This is a genomic window from Methanoculleus chikugoensis (assembly GCF_900095385.1).
Lineage (GTDB): Archaea > Halobacteriota > Methanomicrobia > Methanomicrobiales > Methanoculleaceae > Methanoculleus > Methanoculleus chikugoensis_A.
Window position 1 is genome coordinate 23,155 of the sequence record NZ_FMID01000003.1, and the last position, 17,808, is coordinate 40,962.

The 17,808-nt window shown below is 61.3% G+C and carries 23 protein-coding genes, 2 tRNA genes and 1 pseudogene; all 26 read left to right on the forward strand.

Annotated features, from left to right (window positions below; all coding sequences use genetic code 11):
- Window positions 1-598: 598 nt before the first annotated feature.
- Window positions 599-1,564 (forward strand): deoxyhypusine synthase, encoded by a 966-nt coding sequence (locus L21_RS00305; protein ID WP_074368520.1) that lies wholly within the window; start codon window positions 599-601, stop codon window positions 1,562-1,564.
- Window positions 1,565-1,678: 114 nt separating this feature from the next.
- Window positions 1,679-1,763 (forward strand) — tRNA-Ser (locus L21_RS00310).
- Between the two features lie 34 nt (window positions 1,764-1,797).
- Window positions 1,798-2,247 carry a 30S ribosomal protein S13 gene (locus L21_RS00315; protein ID WP_074368521.1) on the forward strand — a complete coding sequence of 150 codons (450 nt, stop codon included), beginning with the start codon at window positions 1,798-1,800 and terminating at the stop codon, window positions 2,245-2,247.
- Window positions 2,248-2,258: 11 nt separating this feature from the next.
- The gene (locus L21_RS00320; protein WP_074368522.1) at window positions 2,259-2,807 is read left to right on the forward strand and encodes a 30S ribosomal protein S4; all 549 of its coding nucleotides are present in this window, start codon (window positions 2,259-2,261) and stop codon (window positions 2,805-2,807) included.
- Between the two features lie 4 nt (window positions 2,808-2,811).
- On the forward strand, window positions 2,812-3,201 hold the full coding sequence (locus L21_RS00325; RefSeq protein ID WP_011844637.1) for a 30S ribosomal protein S11: 390 nt from the start codon (window positions 2,812-2,814) through the stop codon (window positions 3,199-3,201).
- On the forward strand, window positions 3,201-4,031 hold the full coding sequence (locus L21_RS00330; RefSeq protein ID WP_074368523.1) for a DNA-directed RNA polymerase subunit D: 831 nt from the start codon (window positions 3,201-3,203) through the stop codon (window positions 4,029-4,031). Before L21_RS00325 ends, L21_RS00330 begins: the two co-directional genes overlap by 1 nt.
- Complete coding sequence (locus L21_RS00335) at window positions 4,028-4,396, forward strand: 50S ribosomal protein L18e (protein ID WP_074368524.1); 369 nt, start codon at window positions 4,028-4,030, stop codon at window positions 4,394-4,396. The genes L21_RS00330 and L21_RS00335 overlap by 4 nt, the downstream gene beginning before the upstream one ends.
- Before the next feature lie 5 nt (window positions 4,397-4,401).
- Window positions 4,402-4,824 (forward strand): 50S ribosomal protein L13, encoded by a 423-nt coding sequence (locus L21_RS00340; protein ID WP_074368525.1) that lies wholly within the window; start codon window positions 4,402-4,404, stop codon window positions 4,822-4,824.
- Between the two features lie 13 nt (window positions 4,825-4,837).
- Entirely contained in the window at window positions 4,838-5,239 is a 402-nt protein-coding gene (locus L21_RS00345) for a 30S ribosomal protein S9 (RefSeq protein WP_074368526.1), read from the forward strand.
- Window positions 5,240-5,273: 34 nt separating this feature from the next.
- Window positions 5,274-5,462 (forward strand): DNA-directed RNA polymerase subunit N, encoded by a 189-nt coding sequence (locus tag L21_RS00350; RefSeq protein WP_054847994.1) that lies wholly within the window; start codon window positions 5,274-5,276, stop codon window positions 5,460-5,462.
- A tRNA-Pro gene (locus L21_RS00355) sits at window positions 5,463-5,536 on the forward strand.
- A 29-nt stretch (window positions 5,537-5,565) separates the two neighbouring features.
- A complete protein-coding gene (locus L21_RS00360; RefSeq protein WP_074368527.1) occupies window positions 5,566-5,733 on the forward strand; it encodes a DNA-directed RNA polymerase subunit K in 168 nt (55 codons plus the stop codon).
- A 7-nt stretch (window positions 5,734-5,740) separates the two neighbouring features.
- On the forward strand, window positions 5,741-6,928 hold the full coding sequence (gene eno / locus L21_RS00365) for a phosphopyruvate hydratase (protein WP_074368528.1): 1,188 nt from the start codon (window positions 5,741-5,743) through the stop codon (window positions 6,926-6,928).
- Window position 6,929: 1 nt separating this feature from the next.
- Window positions 6,930-7,547: a 30S ribosomal protein S2 gene (gene rpsB, locus L21_RS00370; protein WP_074368529.1), complete on the forward strand. Its 618-nt coding sequence runs from the start codon at window positions 6,930-6,932 to the stop codon at window positions 7,545-7,547.
- 27 nt (window positions 7,548-7,574) lie between these two features.
- Complete coding sequence (gene amrB, locus L21_RS00375) at window positions 7,575-8,363, forward strand: AmmeMemoRadiSam system protein B (protein ID WP_074368530.1); 789 nt, start codon at window positions 7,575-7,577, stop codon at window positions 8,361-8,363.
- Window positions 8,364-9,233: a mevalonate kinase gene (mvk, locus tag L21_RS00380; protein ID WP_074368531.1), complete on the forward strand. Its 870-nt coding sequence runs from the start codon at window positions 8,364-8,366 to the stop codon at window positions 9,231-9,233.
- Window positions 9,226-9,984 carry an isopentenyl phosphate kinase gene (locus L21_RS00385; RefSeq protein ID WP_074368532.1) on the forward strand — a complete coding sequence of 253 codons (759 nt, stop codon included), beginning with the start codon at window positions 9,226-9,228 and terminating at the stop codon, window positions 9,982-9,984. The genes mvk and L21_RS00385 overlap by 8 nt, the downstream gene beginning before the upstream one ends.
- Window positions 9,985-9,987: 3 nt before the next feature.
- Window positions 9,988-11,040: a type 2 isopentenyl-diphosphate Delta-isomerase gene (fni, locus tag L21_RS00390; RefSeq protein WP_074368533.1), complete on the forward strand. Its 1,053-nt coding sequence runs from the start codon at window positions 9,988-9,990 to the stop codon at window positions 11,038-11,040.
- A 28-nt stretch (window positions 11,041-11,068) separates the two neighbouring features.
- A complete protein-coding gene (locus L21_RS00395) occupies window positions 11,069-12,406 on the forward strand; it encodes an RNase J family beta-CASP ribonuclease (RefSeq protein WP_074368534.1) in 1,338 nt (445 codons plus the stop codon).
- 8 nt (window positions 12,407-12,414) lie between these two features.
- On the forward strand, window positions 12,415-13,380 hold the full coding sequence (locus tag L21_RS00400) for a polyprenyl synthetase family protein (protein WP_074368535.1): 966 nt from the start codon (window positions 12,415-12,417) through the stop codon (window positions 13,378-13,380).
- A gap of 4 nt (window positions 13,381-13,384) precedes the next feature.
- Entirely contained in the window at window positions 13,385-15,070 is a 1,686-nt protein-coding gene (locus L21_RS00405; RefSeq protein ID WP_074368536.1) for a glutamate--tRNA ligase, read from the forward strand.
- Window positions 15,071-15,478: 408 nt separating this feature from the next.
- Window positions 15,479-15,922, forward strand: a complete 444-nt coding sequence (locus tag L21_RS00410) for a hypothetical protein (protein ID WP_074368537.1) — start codon at window positions 15,479-15,481, stop codon at window positions 15,920-15,922.
- Between the two features lie 24 nt (window positions 15,923-15,946).
- Entirely contained in the window at window positions 15,947-16,276 is a 330-nt protein-coding gene (locus tag L21_RS00415) for a hypothetical protein (RefSeq protein WP_074368538.1), read from the forward strand.
- Window positions 16,277-16,424: 148 nt separating this feature from the next.
- The gene (locus L21_RS14340; protein ID WP_256711743.1) at window positions 16,425-16,997 is read left to right on the forward strand and encodes a hypothetical protein; all 573 of its coding nucleotides are present in this window, start codon (window positions 16,425-16,427) and stop codon (window positions 16,995-16,997) included.
- A complete protein-coding gene (locus L21_RS14345; protein WP_074368540.1) occupies window positions 16,982-17,488 on the forward strand; it encodes a hypothetical protein in 507 nt (168 codons plus the stop codon). The genes L21_RS14340 and L21_RS14345 overlap by 16 nt, the downstream gene beginning before the upstream one ends.
- A 124-nt stretch (window positions 17,489-17,612) precedes the next feature.
- A pseudogene (locus L21_RS00430) lies at window positions 17,613-17,808 on the forward strand (PD40 domain-containing protein); the annotation flags it as partial.

Sequence of the window (17,808 nt, forward strand, 5' to 3'; positions counted from 1 at the left end):
CCGTCCACGAGGGCGGGGGCAGTGCGTGGCGATAAGCGATGGTTCGGAGAACCGGAACTAGAGCACCGAAGGTGCGAAGCCGGTGGGAAACCGTGTCCTCCCGGGGGTTAGTCGAAACCTCGTTCTATCTCAGAGAGCCACCCGTGCAGTGGACCGTGGGGACATCGCCGCTGGGGGTGGGGCTGACGGGGAGGGGGTTCACCCCCTCCCCTGTCTCTACCCGTATGGCTCTCCCCGTAGTCTCCCACCAATTCAGTATGTCTGTCACCCCCACCCCGCCCGGCCTTCGGCCTCCTCCCCCGCCCCGAGGGGCGGGGGCAGTGCGTGGCGATAGCCGGTGGAAAGCCGTGCCCCGGGAGAGAGTTGGAATCCTATTATTTTCCGGGATCTTCCCATGCAGTGGACCGTGGGGATATCGCCGCTGGGGGTGGGGCCGACAGGGAGGGGGGTCTCCCCCTCCCCTGTCTCGATCATATAGGCTCCTAACTGTTGCCCCACTCCGCCACAATGACAGCCCCAAAACCTCCATCCGCCTCCTCCACCGGACCGGCGCCAACCATTAATACGCCACAATCCGAAACGGTATCACGATATCTCCATGAAACCAACGCAGCCAGTCAAACCAACCAGCAATATAACGGCCCTCCTCGAGTCCATGAGCCAGACCGGCTTTCAGGGGAGAAAACTCGGGGAGTCGCTCGGCATCTGGACCAGGATGGTCAAGGATCCGGACTGCACGATATTCATGGGACTCTCGGGCGCGATGATCCCGGCAGGCATGCAGAACGTGCTCATCGAACTCGTCAGGCACCGCTACGTCGACGTCATCGTCTCCACCGGGGCAAACATCTTCCACGACACCTGCGAGCACCTCGGCGTCCGGCACTACCTCGGCCACCACCACGCAGACGACGAAGCGCTCTTTGCGGAGGGGATCGACCGGATCTACGACGTCTTCGCCTACGAAGAGGAGTTCCGGAGCATCGACGCGGAGATCGCCCGGTTCGCCGACGAGATAGCGCCGTTCAGGGGCTCGTCGCGGGAGTTCATCCGCCGTCTCGGGGACTGGCTCCGCGAACGGCGGCCGGAAGGCCGGTCGCTCATCGCCACCTGTGCCGAATACGGCGTCCCGATCTTCATCCCCGCCCTCTGCGACTCGTCCATCGGGATCGGCCTCGTGATGGCACGCCGGCGCGGGGTCGACGTTGATATCGACCAGCTCGCCGACACCGACGAGATCACCCGTATGGTCGAGGAAGCGAAGAAGACCGGCGTCATCTACGTCGGCGGCGGCGTCCCGAAGAACTTCATCCAGCAGACCCAGGTCATCGCGTCGATCCACGACCAGAACCTCGGCGGGCACGCCTACGCCATCCAGTACACCACCGACGCCCCCCACTGGGGCGGCCTCTCCGGGTGTACGTTCGAGGAGGCGATCAGCTGGGGCAAAGAGGCGCCCGAGTCTCCTCGCGTCCAGTGCTTCTGCGACGCGACGATCGCGCTTCCCATCGTCGCATCGGGGCTGATCGGGAGCGGAGTCGAGCGCGCCCGCCGGTCTCCCTGACCACCACAATTATTATTAATCAATGGGGCCAAAATTAGTAGGCACAAGTCATAGAATGCTGTGTCTGGAGCAGCACATCGCGTGTTGCGAGTGTCGAAAGATGCGAAGTTCTATGTTGAGGTAGCCAAGCCTGGTATGGCGCAGGTTTGCTAAACCTGTGTCCCCCTGGGACTCGAGGGTTCAAATCCCTCCCTCAGCGCTTTCACCGACAACGTCGATGATGAGGCGATCACATGGATGAAGAAGAGATAAAGTACTTTGTTCGAGTCAGAAACACTGATCTCGACGGCACCAAGTCAGTGCAGATCGCACTGACCGGGATCAAGGGCATTGGTCCGCACACGTCGCGCACCATCACCGCCCTTGCCAACGTGGATCCCCGTGCCGTGCTCGGCAAACTCGACGACGAATCGGTCGAGCGGATCGCAAACGCCGTCGACACCTACACGGAACAGGTGCCCGACTGGATGGTCAACCGCCAGAAAGACGTCTACACCGGAGAGGTCCGCCACCTGCTCGGGACCGATCTCACCATGATGAACGACGACGACGTCAACCGCATGAGAAAGATGCGGAGTTACCGCGGCATCAGGCACGAGACCGGACAGAAGGTCCGCGGCCAGCGCACCAAGTCTACCGGAAGAACCGGCACGACCGTCGGCGTCAAGAGAAAGAAGGATTGAGTGGTGATTGAATGGGATATCCCGGAAAGAACTACAAAACGTATGCGACGCCCAAGCGGCGGTTTGAGAAGACCCGGCTTGAGGACGAAAAACGGCTCATCATCGATTACGGCCTGCGGAACAAGCGCGAACTCTGGAAGGCCCAGAGTGTGCTGCGGAAGTACCGCTCCGCCGCCCGTGAACTGGTGGCGCTCCGCTCGGGCGGACTCAGCACCGAGGACTACCAGAAGAAGAGAGACGAACTCGTCAACCACCTGTACCGCTACGGTATCGTCGGCGAGAACGCCGATGTCGGTGACGTTCTCGCGCTCAAAGTCGAGCAGCAGCTCGACCGCCGCCTCCAGACGCTGGTTCTCCGCAAAGGGTTCGCACGATCCCCCAAGCAGGCTCGCCAGTTCATCACCCACGGCCACATCGCAATCAAAGGCCGCCGCGTGACCGTCCCGAGTTACCGGGTCGAGAGAGCCGAAGAGGCCGAGATCAGTTACTACGGCCCCTCCCCGCTCATGAACGAGGTTCACCCCGAGAGAAGCCGCATCGCCCGCGCAGGAGTGAGATAACACCATGGCAGAAGAGAAATGGGGCATCGCGCACATCTTTGCCTCCTTTAACAACACCATCATCACCGTCACCGACCTCTCCGGAGCGGAGACGGTCACCAAGAGCAGCGGCGGCATGGTCGTGAAACAGGACAGGAACGAGAGCTCGCCGTATGCCGCCATGCAGATGGCGATCCAGGTCGCGCAGAACGCACGGGACAAGGGGATTACCGGCGTCCACGTGAAGGTCCGCGCACCCGGCCGGGGCAAACAGCGGAGCCCCGGGCCCGGCGCTCAGGCAGCGATCCGCGCTCTTGCCCGTGCAGGGATGAGGATCGGCCGCATCGAAGACGTCACCCCGGTGCCTCACGACAGCATCCGCGGCAAAGGCGGCCGGAGAGGAAGGAGAGTGTAATGGAGATAGCGTTTTCTCGACTGGATGAGAGAGTCGCCAAATTCACCCTGAGCGGCGTTTCGACGTCGTTCGCCAATATGCTTCGGCGGGCAATGATCAGCGAAGTGCCGACGCTCGCCATCGAAGATGTCCGCATCTACGACAACACGAGCGTTCTCTTCGACGAGATGCTGGCGCACCGCCTGGGACTCATTCCGCTCCGGACAGACCTCAAGGTCTACAAACCGCGCAGCGAGTGTACCTGCGAAGGCGCCGGGTGCTCGGCCTGCACCGCGACCTATACGCTCTCCGTCGAGGGGCCGAAGATCGTCGTCTCAAGCGACCTGATACCGCAGGACCCCGACGCCGCACCGGCGGAGGAGGGCATCCCCATCATCGAACTCGCGAAAGACCAGAAGGTCGTGCTCGAAGCGCACGCAGTCGTCGGCACCGGAAAGGAGCATGCCAAGTGGCAGGCGACGACCGCCTGCGGCTACAAAAACTACCCCATAATCGCCATCGACGCGAGGTGCGACGGGTGCGGCATGTGCATCGACGAGTGCCCGAGGAACGTGCTCGAGACGGCACAGGGGAAAGTCCGGGTCATCGAAGGGCGGCAGGAACTCTGTTCCCTCTGCAGGCTCTGCGAGCGGGCATGTCTTGCCGGCGGGATCGGCACTGAAGCGGCCATCCGTATCGGCACGGACGCCGAGAGATTCATCTTCGTGGTGGAGAGCGACGGTTCAATGCCCGTCCGCGAGATCATCGAGAGAGCGCTACAATATATCCAGAGATCATCAGACGACCTGGTAGACGTGATGAACGAGATTACGGGAGAGGGGACTGAATGAAGAAGACAACCGAGACTAAATCGAACCCCCGGCTGACCGCCCTCATCGTGACGCTCAAAGATGCGTCGCGCGTGCATGAGGCGAACATCTGGCGCGAGATTGCAAAGAGGCTGGATGCGCCCCGGAAGAACTACGCCGAGGTGAACCTCAGCAAGATCGACCGGTACGCGAACGAAGGCGAGACGATCCTGGTGCCGGGCAAGGTGCTCGGCAGCGGCGCGCTCAGCCTGCCGGTGAAGATTGCCGCACTGGACTTCTCCGAGGCGGCGGTGAGCAAGATCACCGGCGCAAACGGGACGTGCATGACTATCGAGGACCTCGTCCGGGACAACCCGACGGGGAGCAGGGTACGGATCCTCAGGTGAGACGAATGGTTACAGTTATCGACGCAGACGGATTACTGCTCGGAAGGATGGCCAGCATCGTCGCGCAGCGTGCGCTTGCCGGCGAGGAGATCGCCATCGTGAACGTGGAAAAGGCAATCGTCTCCGGAAACAAGGCGCAGGTGCTCGCGAACTACACCACGAAGCGCGAGCGCGGTTCCCGCGAGGGCGGCCCGTTCTTCCCGCGCAGGCCCGACCATATCGTCAAGCGCACCATCCGGGGGATGCTCCCCTACAAGCGCGAGCGCGGTATCGCGGCATTCAAGCGGATCAAGACCTACATCGGCGTTCCGATGGAGTTTACCGGGATGGAGACGGAGACGCTCGAAGCGGCCCACGTCGACCGGCTGGGCAACACGAGATACGTGACGATCGGGGCGATAAGCAACAACCTCGGAGCAAAATACTAGATGAGGTGATGAAGTGGCAAAGATCATCAATTCAAGCGGTAAGAGAAAGACGGCAATCGCCCGCGCGACCTTAAAGCCCGGCAACGGCCGGGTCCGCGTCAACTCCGTGCCCCTGGAGATCTACGGGACGGAGCTCGTCCGGATGAAGATCGCCGAGCCGCTGCTGCTGGTGCCGAACGCGCTCGACGGTGTCGACGCGGCGATCGACGTCTCCGGCGGCGGCACGATGGGACAGGCCGAAGCGGTCCGGACGGCGCTCGCGCGCGGCATCGTGGAGTGGCACAACGACCCCGCGATCAAGGACGCATTCCTCGCGTACGACCGGACGCTGCTCGTAAACGACTCGCGCCAGAAAGAGACCAAGAAGCCGCACGGCCCCGGTGCACGGGCACGGTTCCAGAAGTCCTACCGGTGAGCAAAAGAGATATAAGGGATGCTGAACCATTATTATGATACCCGTACGATGTTTTACATGCGGTAAGGTCGTCTCTACAGCCTGGAAGGAGTTCAAGGAGCGGCGGGATGCCGGCGAGGATCCGAAAAGGATCCTCGACGATCTCGGTCTGGAGCGTTACTGCTGCAGGCGGATGCTGCTGACGCACAAGGAAATTGTGGAGGACCTGAATCCGTACCAATGAGGGGTCGTGGGGTAGCCTGGCCATCCTATGGCGTTCGGGATGCTGTGACCTGAGTTCAAATCTCAGCGACCCCATTTTATCATGAATCATTTTGAGGCTGACGATGGAATCATATACCCGGTATGAACGGGCGCGAATTATAGGGGCTCGTGCTCTCCAGATCTCGATGGGTGCACCTGTTCTGGTCAAAACACCAAATACAGAGCCGCTCGAGATCGCACTTGAAGAGTTTGATCGAGACGTGATCCCTATAACGGTGAAGAGAAAGTAGTGATCTGATGACGACCATCGAACAGATTATCCTGAGAACAATCCTGGATAGCCGCGGAAACGAGACCGTCGAGGCCGAGATCTACACCGATTGCGGTTTCGGGCGGGCTGCGGCACCCAGTGGTGCCAGCACCGGCACATATGAAGCAAAGGTGCGGCCGCCGCGCGAGGCTGTCGAGGACGCACAGAAAAACCTGATTCCATCGCTCATGGGTGAAGATACCCGTGATCAGATCACGTTCGACGCACTACTCAGGGAGAACGACGGAACGGCCGACTTCAGTTCGATCGGCGCGAACGTCGCCGTAGCACTCTCGCTTGCGTGTGCAAAGGCGGCTGCGTCGTCTCTCGACCTTGAACTCTTCCGCTACCTCGGGGGTACGTTCGCCGCCGAGACGCCCCTGCCGCTCGGCAACGTCATCGGCGGAGGCGCGCATGCCCCGAACGCCACCTCGATCCAGGAGTTCCTGGTGGTTCCCACCGGGGCTTGTGGCGCGACGGAAGGCGTCTTCGTGAACGCTGCCGTTCACAAGACCGTGAAGAAGATGCTGCAGGAGCAGGGCAAACTCTCCGGGAAAGGGGATGAAGGCGCCTGGGCACCTGCCGTATCCGACATTGAGGCATTCGAGATCATCACCGAAGCGATCGCCGCCGTCTCCGACGAGACGAACGTCGAGGTCAGGATGGGAATCGACGTAGCGGCAAGCGAACTCTGGAACGGCGAGCAGTACCGCTACAAGGACGCGGCGCGGAGCCGGGAGGACCAGATCGCTTATATGGCGGATCTCGTCGACCGCTATAACCTCATCTACATCGAGGACCCTCTCTTCGAGGAGGACTTCGAGGCATTCGCCGACCTGACCGAACAGGTCGGGGACCGGTGCCTGATCTGCGGCGACGACCTCTTCGTGACCAACGTCGAGCGGATCACGAAGGGCGTCGAGACGGGCGCGGCGAACTGCGTCCTGATCAAACCCAACCAGATAGGGACGCTCACCGACACCTTCGAGGCGATACGCCTCGCGCAGGAGAACGGGATGGAGACCGTCATGAGCCACCGTTCCGGAGAGACGACCGACGCGACGATAGCCCACCTTGCAACCGCGTTCGGGTGCATCTTCCTCAAGACCGGCGTGGTCGGCGGTGAGCGGATAGCCAAACTAAACGAACTGATTCGCATAGAGGAGCTGATCTAACTTGACAGGAAACGAACTTGAGATTGAACTGAAAGAACCGCTGTTGCCCGTTGAGGAGTACCTCGCAGCAGGCGTGCATATCGGCACCCAGCAGAAGAGCAAGGACATGATGAAGTTCATCTACCGCGTGCGTGGAGACGGACTTTATATCCTGGACATCCAGGCGACCGACGAACGGATCAAGACTGCTGCGAAGTTCATTTCGCAGTACGAGCCTTCGAAGATCCTGGTCGTCACCTCCCGGCAGTACGGCCAGTACCCGGCCAAGAAGTTCGCCGACGCCGTCGGCGGCATGGCCGTCGTCGGCCGCTTCATCCCGGGGATGCTCACCAACCAGCGCTTACATGGCTTAACTACGTACATCGAGCCGGACGTGGTCGTGGTAACCGACCCCATCGGCGACTCCCAGGCGATCGCCGAGGCTGTCCAGGTGGGTATCCCGATCGTCGCGCTCTGCGACACCAACAACACGACGAAGTACATCGATCTCGTCATCCCGACGAACAACAAGGGTCGGAAGGCGCTCTCGGTGATCTACTACATCCTGACAAAGGAACTGCTCCGCCTGCGCGGCGTGGCCACATCGCTCACGCCCGAAGACTTTGAGACAGAGTTATAAGATCCGAAGCACAAGAGCTCAACCTTGATGGATATGCGCCCATGCAGTGTAGCGGGAATGTTCTATCCTGCCGAGCCCAGGCATCTGGAGCAGCTGCTGGAGACCTTCTTCCGGAAAAGGGCCCCGGGGATAACATCCCGGGGGATCGTCTCTCCCCACGCAGGATACGTCTACTCGGGAGAGACGGGAGCCTGTGCATTCTCTACCATACCACCTGATTTTGACGGCACGTTTCTGGTCATCGGCCCGAGTCACCGGGGATATATGACCTCTGCCTCCGCCGTACCGTGGGAGACGCCGCTCGGGGTCGTCGATGTCGATACGGAGTTCATCGACGCGATGGATATCGAGATAGACGAGGCATCGCACCGGAGCGAACACTCGATCGAGGTGCAGATGCCGATCATAAAATACCGGTTCCCGAGGGCAAGAGCCGCACCCATCCTCATGGGAGAACAGACCTACGAGGCCGCGGAAAGCCTCGCGGAGCACCTGCTCCAGGCAATCGAGCACACGAAACGGGACGTGCGGATCGTCGCCTCGAGCGACTTCTCCCATTATGTCCCGGACGAGGTGGCCCGGCGACAGGACCTGTACGCGATCGACGCGCTCAAAACCCTGGACATCCCCGAGTTTTACCGGCGGCTCCAGGAGACACACGCTACGGTCTGCGGCTACGGCCCGATCGCGACCATGTGCATGGCATGCCGGTCGCTCGGTGCAACGAGAGGGGAACTCTTACGGTATACGACGAGCGGCGACGTGACGGAGGATTTCAATCAGGTAGTGGGGTATGCGGCAATAGCGGTGGTCTGATTGGCAACATGGAGCGCGCCGGGCAAGGTCTTCCTCTTCGGCGAGCATGCAGTCGTCTACGGGAAACCGGGAGTCGCGATGGCGATCAAGCCGCGCGTCTTCGTCACGGTGAGGAAAACGCGCAATCCGACCCGCCCGAAGTCGCCCTACATCGACGAGTGTTTCAGGATGATGGGTGTCCGGGGCAGCGTCTACGTCCACTCCCAGCTCCAGAGTTCGTCGGGGCTCGGGTCGTCGGCCGCGGTGACGGTGGCGACACTCTCTGCGATCAACGATGAGTTCAATCTCGGGCACGCCCGCGAGTACATCGCCGAGACCGCGTTCGCCATCGAGAAGAAGGTTCAGAAAGGGAGAGCAAGCCCCACCGACACCTACGTCTCTACAAACGGAGGGATGGTGCTGATCACGGGGAACTCCAAGCGGAGACTGCCGCCTGAGAACCTGCAGGTCGTCGTGGGGAACACCCTGGTGGCGCACAGCACCGCGAAGATGGTGGAACAGGTCGGGAACCTGCAGCGGAAGCATCCCGATGTCGCGAACCCGATCCTGGACGCCATCGGGGCCCTGACGCTTGCCGCTCTCCATAACATCGGCAACCCGAAGGAACTCGGGCAGTATATGGATATGAACCACGCCCTCCTGGAGGCGCTCGGCGTGGGGCACCCGGCGAGCAGCAAACTCGTGCTTGCGGCGCGGGCAAGCGGCGCGTACGGTGCGAAGATCACGGGAGCGGGAGGGGGCGGGTGCATCATTGCCCTCTGTCCCCGGCGCGCAAAGAGCCGGGTTGCCGGGGCGATCGAGGCCTGCGAAGGGCGGGCAATCATCACGTCGATAGATACGGACGGCGCGAGAAGAGAGAAGCATGACTGAGAGCATGATACTGAAACTGGGGGGGAGCGTGATCACCGACAAGTCGGGGGACTGCGCCATCGATCACGCCCGCCTGCGCGAGATTGCGGGGGAAATCGCCGCACGCCGAGAGACCGCGCTCGTGCTCGTCCACGGCGCGGGGTCGTGCGGGCATCCCGAGGCCCGGCGCTACCGGATCAACGACGGTCTCGCCGCGGAGAACGTCCCCGGCGTCTACGAGACGCATGCCGCCGTCTCAAGCCTGAACACGGCGGTCGTCAACGCCCTGCGGGACGCGGGGGTCGAGGCGATCGGTATCCATCCCCTCGACCTCTGCCTCGCCGAAGACGGGCGCCTGGTCTCGTTCGAGACCCGCCACATCGCCGAAATGACGGAACACGGCATTGTGCCCGTGCTGCACGGCGACGTGGTGATGGACCGGCTCCGGGGCTCCTGCATCGTCTCGGGCGACCAGCTCGTGACCCGTCTTGCCGCCGCTCTCAAAAGCAGGCGCGTGGGGCTTGCGACGGACGTTCCCGGCGTCCTCGCGAACGGCGCGGTCGTCCCGCGGATCGACCGGAGCACGGCAGAGTCGCTCGATGTCGGCGGATCGGGAAACACCGACGTGACCGGGGGGATGCGAGGCAAACTTGCGGAACTCCTGGCGCTGGCCGATGCCGGCATCGATTCACACATCTTCCATGTCTCGAAGATCGGCCGGTTCCTGGACGGCACCGGGCATGGCGGAACAACGATAACCGCAAAGGAGTAAACCATGACAAAAGAGACCGCCACGTCTTCAAGAAAACGGGATCACCTGCAGATCTGCTGCGAGCAGCCCGTCGAGGCCGGCGACGCCGGATTCGGGGACGTGCGCCTGGTGCATAACGCCCTTCCCGAGTGCGATATGGACGCGATCGAGACGAAGACGCGATTCCTTGATCGAGCGCTCGGCTCCCCCCTCTTCATTGCAGCGATGACCGGAGGACATCCGGACACCCTCGAGGTGAACCGGCGGCTCGCACGGGCCGCCGAACGCTACAACCTCGGCATGGGTGTCGGTTCTCAGCGAGCGGCATTGGAGAAGCCCGAACAGGAGGGGAGTTTCACCGTCGTGCGGGAGGAAGCGCCGCATGCGTTCCTCTGCGCGAACCTGGGAATCATCCAGCTCCGCGACCACGGCATCGAGTGGGCGGAACGGGCTGTCGAGATGATCGATGCACAGGCGATCGCCATCCACATCAATTCACTCCAGGAAGCGATTCAGCCGGAGGGCGATCACAACGCAGAGGGGTGCATCGAAGCGCTGCGCAACCTCTGCAACGAGTTCTCCTACCCCGTCATCGTGAAGGAGACGGGTTCCGGCATATCTGCCGGAACCGCAAGAATTATCCGGGGTGCCGGAGCAAGCGCCATCGATATCGGCGGCTACGGGGGCACGTCGTGGGCGAAGATTGAACGCCTGCGGGCGAGCGGCCCCGAACTCGCCGATCTCGGGGAGGCATTCCTCTCGTGGGGCATACCGACGGTGGTGAGCCTCTGTGAGGTGCGGACGGCCGGAGGCCCGATCATCGCGACGGGCGGACTCCGAACGGGCATCGATATCGCGAAGGCCGTTGCTCTCGGGGCGGACCTCGGGGGCATGGCGCTTCCCCTCTTGAAACCGGCCATGGAGAGCGACGATGCGCTCTTTGCAGCCGTCGAGGCGATGCACCGCGAACTCCGCGCGGCGATGTTCCTGACGGGATCCCGGTCTGTAGCGGATCTCCGGCACACCAGGACGTATATAACCGGCCTGACCCGGCAAATGATTGAAAACAGCGACTAACAACGGAAAAACTCTACAAGGAGGCTACATGGATATTGAAATCATAGCAGTGGGCGGATATAACGAAGTCGGTAGAAATATGACTGCCGTCCGCTGCGGAAAAGAGATTGTCATCTTTGATATGGGCCTGCGGCTCGACCAGGTGATGATCCACGAGGATGCTGATATCGAGAATATGCATTCCCTGGACCTGATCGAGATGAAGGCCATTCCTGATGACACCATCATGAATGCTATCGAGGGGAGCGTCAAGGCTATCGTCTGTTCGCACGGACACCTTGACCATATCGGTGCGATCCCGAAACTGGCGCACCGCTACAACGCCCCGATCATCAGCACGCCCTACACTTCGGAACTGATCCGGCAGCAGATTGCAGGCGAACAGAAGTTCGGGGTGAACAACAAACTCTTCGCCCTGAAAGCCGGGCAGCGCTACACCATCTCCCCGCACCTGACGCTCGAGTTCGTGCGTGCCCAGCACTCGATCATCGACACCGTCTTCCCGGTCCTGCACACCCCGCGGGGCGCGGTCGTCTACGCAAACGACTTCAAACTCGACCGGACGCCGGTGCTCGGGGAGCCCCCGGACTTTGCCCGGCTGCGCCAGATCGGGAAGGAGGGCGTCATCGCTCTCATCACGGAGAGCGTCAACATCGCCGACAAGGGCCGCTGCCCGAGCGAGCGGGTCGCGCGGGACCTGGTGCGGGACACTATCACGAGTTACGAGGACGACAAGAGCGCCATATTCGTCTCGACGTTCTCGTCGCACATCTCCCGCGTGAAGACGATCGCCGAATGCGCTCACGAGATCGGCAGAAAACCGGTCCTCCTCGGGCGCTCGATGGAGCGCTACAGCTCGGCGGCCGAACAGCTCAAACTGGTCGGGTTCCCCGAGACCCTCTCGATGTTCGGCAACCGGCGGACGGTTGACCGGACGCTGCGGCGGATCATGAAGACCGGGAAGGACAAGTTCCTCCCGATCGTCACCGGCCACCAGGGAGAATCGGGCGCCATCCTCACAAGGATCGTGATGGGGGATACCCCCTACAAGCTGGAGAAGGGCGACAAGATCCTCTTCTCGGCGAAGGTGATCCCGAACCCGATGAACCACGGGCAGCGCTACCTGGTCGAGGCCCGTGCGAAGATGGCGGGCGTGCGGATCTTCGACGACCTGCACGTCTCGGGCCACGCGTACAAAGAGGATCACTACGAGTTCCTCCACCTCTTGAACCCGCAGCACGTCATCCCGTCCCACGGCGACATCGGGATGACCGGCGAGTACGCGAAGTTCGCGGAGGAGATCGGATATACCCTCGACAACGACCTTCACGTCATGAGGAACGGGAAGAGTATCCTGATAAAGTAGGAGAATCTATGACGACGCTTGAAGACTACCTGGAGATGAATGCTGAGCGGATAGACAAAGCGCTTCACCGTTACTTTGGAGACGTTCACGGCGATCTCTTCCGGGCGAGCGCTCATCTGCTGCTTGCGGGCGGCAAACGCCTCCGCCCGGCGGTCGTCATCCTCGCTGCGGATGCGGTGAGAAAGGGGAGCTCCGACGACCTGCTCCCTGCCGCCCTTTCGCTCGAACTGACCCACAACTTCACCCTCATCCACGACGACATCATGGACGGCGACGCCGTCCGGCGCGGCGTGCCGACGGTGCATACGGTCTGGGACGAACCGACGGCGATCCTTGCGGGAGATGTTCTCTACGCAAAGGCGTTCGAGTTCATCTGCCTCTCGGAAGCCACGGACACCGCCAAGATCCGGGCGGTGAAGATGCTTGCCCGGACGTGCACTGATATCTGCGACGGGCAGAGTATGGACATGGCGTTCGAGAAGCGCGACGACGTCCTGGAGGTGGAGTACCTGGAGATGGTCAGCAAGAAGACCGGCGTGCTCTACGGGGCATCCGCCGCCATCGGCGGGATCCTTGCCGGAGCGAACCCCGTTCAGGCCGACGCCCTCTACCAGTACGGTGTGAACAGCGGCATCGCGTTCCAGATCCAGGACGATCTCATCGATCTCCTCGCGAGCAGCGATGTGACCGGCAAGGACCGGGCCTCGGACATCCGGGAAGGAAAGCAGACCCTGATCGCCATCCGGGCACGGGAGAAGGGGCTCGATCTCGCCCCGTACCGGAGGAGACTCTCCGGTGCGGAGATCGACGACCTGATCGCCCGGCTCGGGGAGGCCGGCGTCATCGACGAGGTCAGGGCGGTTGCCGTCGAGCGGGCCGCCGTCGCGAAACAGGCGCTCTCGGTCATCCCGGACTCGGAGGAGAAGCGTCTTCTCGGCGATATCGCCGATTTCTTCATCGCTCGAGGCAACTGATACCATGGAGACCGATATCGAGCGCCTGCTCTATATCTACGCTCTGCAGAACGCGGTGAAGCACGACAGCGCCCCGAAGAGCGGGACGGTCATCGGCACGGTGCTCGGCAAGCACCCGGAGTTCCGGAGCCGGGCGAAGGAACTCGGCCCTCTTGCAGGGAAGGCGGTCGCAGAGGTGGCGAAGATGAGCGCGGCCGAGCGCAAAAGCCGTCTTCTGGAACTCGCGCCCGAACTCGTTGCGGAACTCACCGAGACGCACGAGAAGTCGAGGGAACTCCCCGCGCTCGAGGGTGCGGAGAACGGCGTGGTGATGCGGTTCGCGCCGAACCCGAGCGGGCCGCTGCACCTCGGGCACGCCCGCGCATCCGTCCTGAACGACTACTACGTCAGGCGCTACGGCGGGCGATACGTCCTCCGCGTCGAGGATACCGACCCGAGGAGGGTCGATCCCGAGGCATACGCGATGGTCCTCGAGGACATCGAGTGGCTGGGACTCGGGATCACCGATATCGTCTACCAGAGCGACCGCCTCGATATCTACTACGATTGGTGCAGGAAACTGATCGAACTCGGCGGCGCCTACGTCTGCGTCTGCGACTCCGAGCGCTTCCGCGAACTCAAACTCAAGGGAAAGGCCTGCCCCTGCCGGGAGCGGACGGTGGAGGAGAACCTGGAACTCTGGCAGAAGATGCTTGATGGGGAGTTCTACGAGGGCGACGCGACCGTCCGGGTGAAGACGGAGCTCGACCACCCCGACCCGGCGATGCGGGACTACTCGGCGATGCGGATCGTGAACGCGCCTCTCCACCCGCGGGTGGAGAACACGGTCTTTCCGCTGATGAACTTCTCGGTCGCGGTGGACGACCACCTGCTCGGGATCACCCACGTCATCCGCGGGAAGGACCATATCGCGAACACGAGACGCCAGCGCTACCTCTTCGACTACTTCGGGTGGAAGCCGCCGGTCTACCGCCACTACGGCCGGATGGGGATATCGGGCGTCGTCCTCTCGACGTCGGGGATGCGCGAGGGGATCCGGAGCGGCCTTTACACCGGCTGGGACGACATTCACCTCGGGACGATGCGGGCGATCGCGCGCCGCGGTATCGAGCCGGAGGCAGTCCGGAACGCCATGATCGATATCGGGATCGGGGAGACCGATATATCGTTCTCCTGGGAGAACCTGTATGCCCGGAACAAGGAACTCGTCGATCCGAAGGCGAACCGCTACTTCTTCGTCCCCGACCCGGTCGAGGTGACCGTCGAGGAGGGACCGCGCCGCGAGGCCCACGCGGCGCTCCACCCGAGCGATCCCGCCCGGGGGGTCCGCACCCTCGTCGCGGAGGGGAGGATCCTCCTCCCGCGGGCGGATATCGAAGGGCGGAGCATGGTCCGGTTAAAAGACCTCTACAACATCAGGATCGCGTGGGACGGCGATACGCCGCGGGTATCTTACGCTGGCGACTCGCTTGAGGAGGCCCGGAGCGAGAAGGCGCCGATCATCCAGTGGCTGCCGGCGGAGACGAAACTTCCCTGCACGCTTCTCCGTCAGGACGGGAGCCTTGAGGGGTTCTGCGAGCCGCTCGTCGCCGGAGAGACGGACCGTGTCGTCCAGTTCGAGCGGATCGGGTTTGCCCGGGTCGACTCGGTGGACGACGGCCGGGTAAGCGCGTATTTTGCGCACCGGTAAGACAATTCATCCTCTTTTTGGAAGAGGTGCCGGCCCGGAGCGTTACGGTCGCATGTATCATGCCCCTCAACGATCGTCTCGATTCTGAAAGATCGACATGTATACGATAAAGCGCCGGCGGCTGCGGGTTGGCCCGGGGATAAGTCCGTTCGCAGCACAGCGTGCACGAACTCCGGCAACGGATCGGCGGACCCATCTTCGGTCAACGGCTACCGGCATTCGATACCCTGCCCGCTCGTCCCGGAGAGGAAACGGTATATCCTTCCAGCGTGCCTGCAGGGGGTGCGGGAAGAGCACCGGGCTTCGCGGCTCGGATAAATGGTTGTTAATTAACAAATAAGGAATGTCGAGTTCTTTTATTTAACAAGGTATAAATAGACCGAGATCCATCGATTTATATGTGGTGGAATGAGCGACCTTGTCGTGCTGACTTCGAACAAGGGCCAGGGAACGAGGACCGCCGCGTTGCTGCTCGAAGAGAAGTTCCGAAACGACGGGTACAGCGTTGCCTGCCTGGTGACGGACAACGGCCGCCTCGATGTCTACTCCATCCCCCTCGAAGCGGCACATGGCAAGGGAGCGTTCGAACGATGGGTGCCGGCGGGCTACGATAAGTACATCTTTGAGGTTACGTTCCCGTACTCCCCCATCGGCGCCGCGTACATCGATTTCTTCAGAAATATCAACGAGGTCGTCTCGTACGATCTTCGGGATACCTTGAAACTGCACGTCCTTGACCCGAAGAACAGGGCGGCCGAGAACAACCCCGACGTCACGGCCGCGCCGGACCTCGCCCCGCAGGCCCTGCTCCGGGAGCGGTATCTGGCCGACGACGGACTCACGGAGGCCTGATACATGAACTGTGGCAATCTCCCCATGGTGACCCTGGTCGAACCGGCAGGCCCCGAAATCAGCGATCCCTATGTTTACGGGGCAGAACGAACGTTTACCGCTTCGGTCAATCAGACTGCCGCATTGAAGTTCTACCTGGACGGTGCACTGGTGCAGACGTTTCCGAACGTGACGGAAGTGTCCCATCCGTTCCGGATACCGTTTCTGGGCACCCATACGGTGCGGGTCGTTGCACAGAACGCCAACGGCTCCGGGGAAAACTGCTGGACCTGGAGCGTCTTCGTCGCAACGCCCGATGCGGTATCTCTGATCGATAAAATCAGCACCGCCGCCCCGGAGGAAGCAGAAAAATGATAAAACCGGCTGTACGAATCATCGCCGCCGTTGTCGCAATCGGAGTCGTCTGTTGCGCGGCAGCGCTGATCGCAGCGATGCACCCTTCTGAAGAGGCTAAAAATGCAACGCCCGAACGAGTGCCTGAAGAAGTACGGGGGGCGAGAGCATGACATCGGAAGAGCTCATGAAGCGGGCCCAGGAGATATATGAGTCCTTGCATAGGTCTGGAATCGTGGAGCGAGCGCTGGAAGAGGCAAATATGATGCCGGAGGAGTTGCCCGACGACGTAACGGAAGAAGTGAAAGCCACCGTGGAGTTCGAAGATATTATCCGAACGTGGGAGTTCGATCCCCAAAATAAGCAGGTCGTCATCCATGCGGTCTTCGCATGGAATGAAGAGCATGAAATGGAGTTGAATGCCGTTCAGGGCAGACAGGTCGACGGCTGGACTTTTAACGTCGTCTGGGAGCCATATGTGTCTTCGTTCGTGAGGCGAGCGCTGAAAGAGGCAAATATGACGCTGGAAGAGTTGCCCGATGAAGTCAAAGAGGAGATGGAAAACACCGAAATCGGGGGTATGCGGAAGTGGGAACTCGATCCTCAAAACAACCGGGTCATCGTCTATACGTACATCATACGGAGTGAAGAGTATGAAGCGGAGGTGAAGCCGTTCAGGGCAGAGAGGCCGGCGGCTGGACATTTAGCGTCGTTCAGGAACAATATGTGCCCGAAGACGTGAGGCGAGCATTGAACGAGGCAAATATGGCGCCGGAGGAGCTGCCGGAGGAGTTGAAAGAGGAGATAAAACATCTACAACAAAACTATGGAGCCAGGGAATTTGTCATAATTAGATGGGAATTTGACTCAAAAGACAAACAAGTCATCATCCACGCGTCCTCCATACTGAACGAAAATAAGGTGAACGCCATTCAGGGCAGGCAGGTCGGCGGCTGGACCTTTCAGGTCATTCACGATGCCGATAATGAGAAAGAATATAAGAAAGAGTTAGAGCAGCTTGGGGCCAAACTGGTACAACTCCGGGAGGACCATCCCGAATTGCAGATATCGAGTTTCATGACATCGTCCACCGAGATCGGGGTTTGGGTGTTCAACCGCACACCCGAAAACGAGGCGTTGAACGGCACTGTGATACGCAACAGGACGGTTCAGATCTACTGGAGTCCTATCGATTATGCAATCAGGATGGCGATAGAGGAGGCAGGATGGTGAGAGAGCAAACGTTGAGGCAACCGGGGACAGGGGGCACAGCGACCGCAACGAACGCCGACCGGCCCGGAGAGAACCGCCGGAACCGGAACCCGACCGGCACCGGGGCCGGGGTGAGAGGTGTCGGATGGACCTGAAGGCAATATGCCTCTGCCTGTTGCTCCTGATCGCCGCCGTCCCTCCGGCGACGGCGGCAACGATCATCCAGGTGACGAACGATTCGTCAATTGATTCGTACCCGTTCTGGTCGCCGGATGGGAGATACATCGCATTTACCTCATATAGGGACGGCGTGGCCGTCCTCCGGGTGACGGAGCCGGACG

Coding starts and splice junctions, on each gene's coding strand:
- L21_RS00305 (WP_074368520.1), top strand. CDS start 599: ATGAAACCAACGCAGCCAGTCAAACCAACCAGCAATATAACGGCCCTC.
- L21_RS00315 (WP_074368521.1), top strand. CDS start 1,798: ATGGATGAAGAAGAGATAAAGTACTTTGTTCGAGTCAGAAACACTGAT.
- L21_RS00320 (WP_074368522.1), top strand. CDS start 2,259: ATGGGATATCCCGGAAAGAACTACAAAACGTATGCGACGCCCAAGCGG.
- L21_RS00325 (WP_011844637.1), top strand. CDS start 2,812: ATGGCAGAAGAGAAATGGGGCATCGCGCACATCTTTGCCTCCTTTAAC.
- L21_RS00330 (WP_074368523.1), top strand. CDS start 3,201: ATGGAGATAGCGTTTTCTCGACTGGATGAGAGAGTCGCCAAATTCACC.
- L21_RS00335 (WP_074368524.1), top strand. CDS start 4,028: ATGAAGAAGACAACCGAGACTAAATCGAACCCCCGGCTGACCGCCCTC.
- L21_RS00340 (WP_074368525.1), top strand. CDS start 4,402: ATGGTTACAGTTATCGACGCAGACGGATTACTGCTCGGAAGGATGGCC.
- L21_RS00350 (WP_054847994.1), top strand. CDS start 5,274: ATGATACCCGTACGATGTTTTACATGCGGTAAGGTCGTCTCTACAGCC.
- L21_RS00360 (WP_074368527.1), top strand. CDS start 5,566: ATGGAATCATATACCCGGTATGAACGGGCGCGAATTATAGGGGCTCGT.
- eno (WP_074368528.1), top strand. CDS start 5,741: ATGACGACCATCGAACAGATTATCCTGAGAACAATCCTGGATAGCCGC.
- amrB (WP_074368530.1), top strand. CDS start 7,575: ATGGATATGCGCCCATGCAGTGTAGCGGGAATGTTCTATCCTGCCGAG.
- L21_RS00385 (WP_074368532.1), top strand. CDS start 9,226: ATGACTGAGAGCATGATACTGAAACTGGGGGGGAGCGTGATCACCGAC.
- fni (WP_074368533.1), top strand. CDS start 9,988: ATGACAAAAGAGACCGCCACGTCTTCAAGAAAACGGGATCACCTGCAG.
- L21_RS00395 (WP_074368534.1), top strand. CDS start 11,069: ATGGATATTGAAATCATAGCAGTGGGCGGATATAACGAAGTCGGTAGA.
- L21_RS00400 (WP_074368535.1), top strand. CDS start 12,415: ATGACGACGCTTGAAGACTACCTGGAGATGAATGCTGAGCGGATAGAC.
- L21_RS00405 (WP_074368536.1), top strand. CDS start 13,385: ATGGAGACCGATATCGAGCGCCTGCTCTATATCTACGCTCTGCAGAAC.
- L21_RS00410 (WP_074368537.1), top strand. CDS start 15,479: ATGAGCGACCTTGTCGTGCTGACTTCGAACAAGGGCCAGGGAACGAGG.
- L21_RS00415 (WP_074368538.1), top strand. CDS start 15,947: ATGGTGACCCTGGTCGAACCGGCAGGCCCCGAAATCAGCGATCCCTAT.
- L21_RS14340 (WP_256711743.1), top strand. CDS start 16,425: ATGACATCGGAAGAGCTCATGAAGCGGGCCCAGGAGATATATGAGTCC.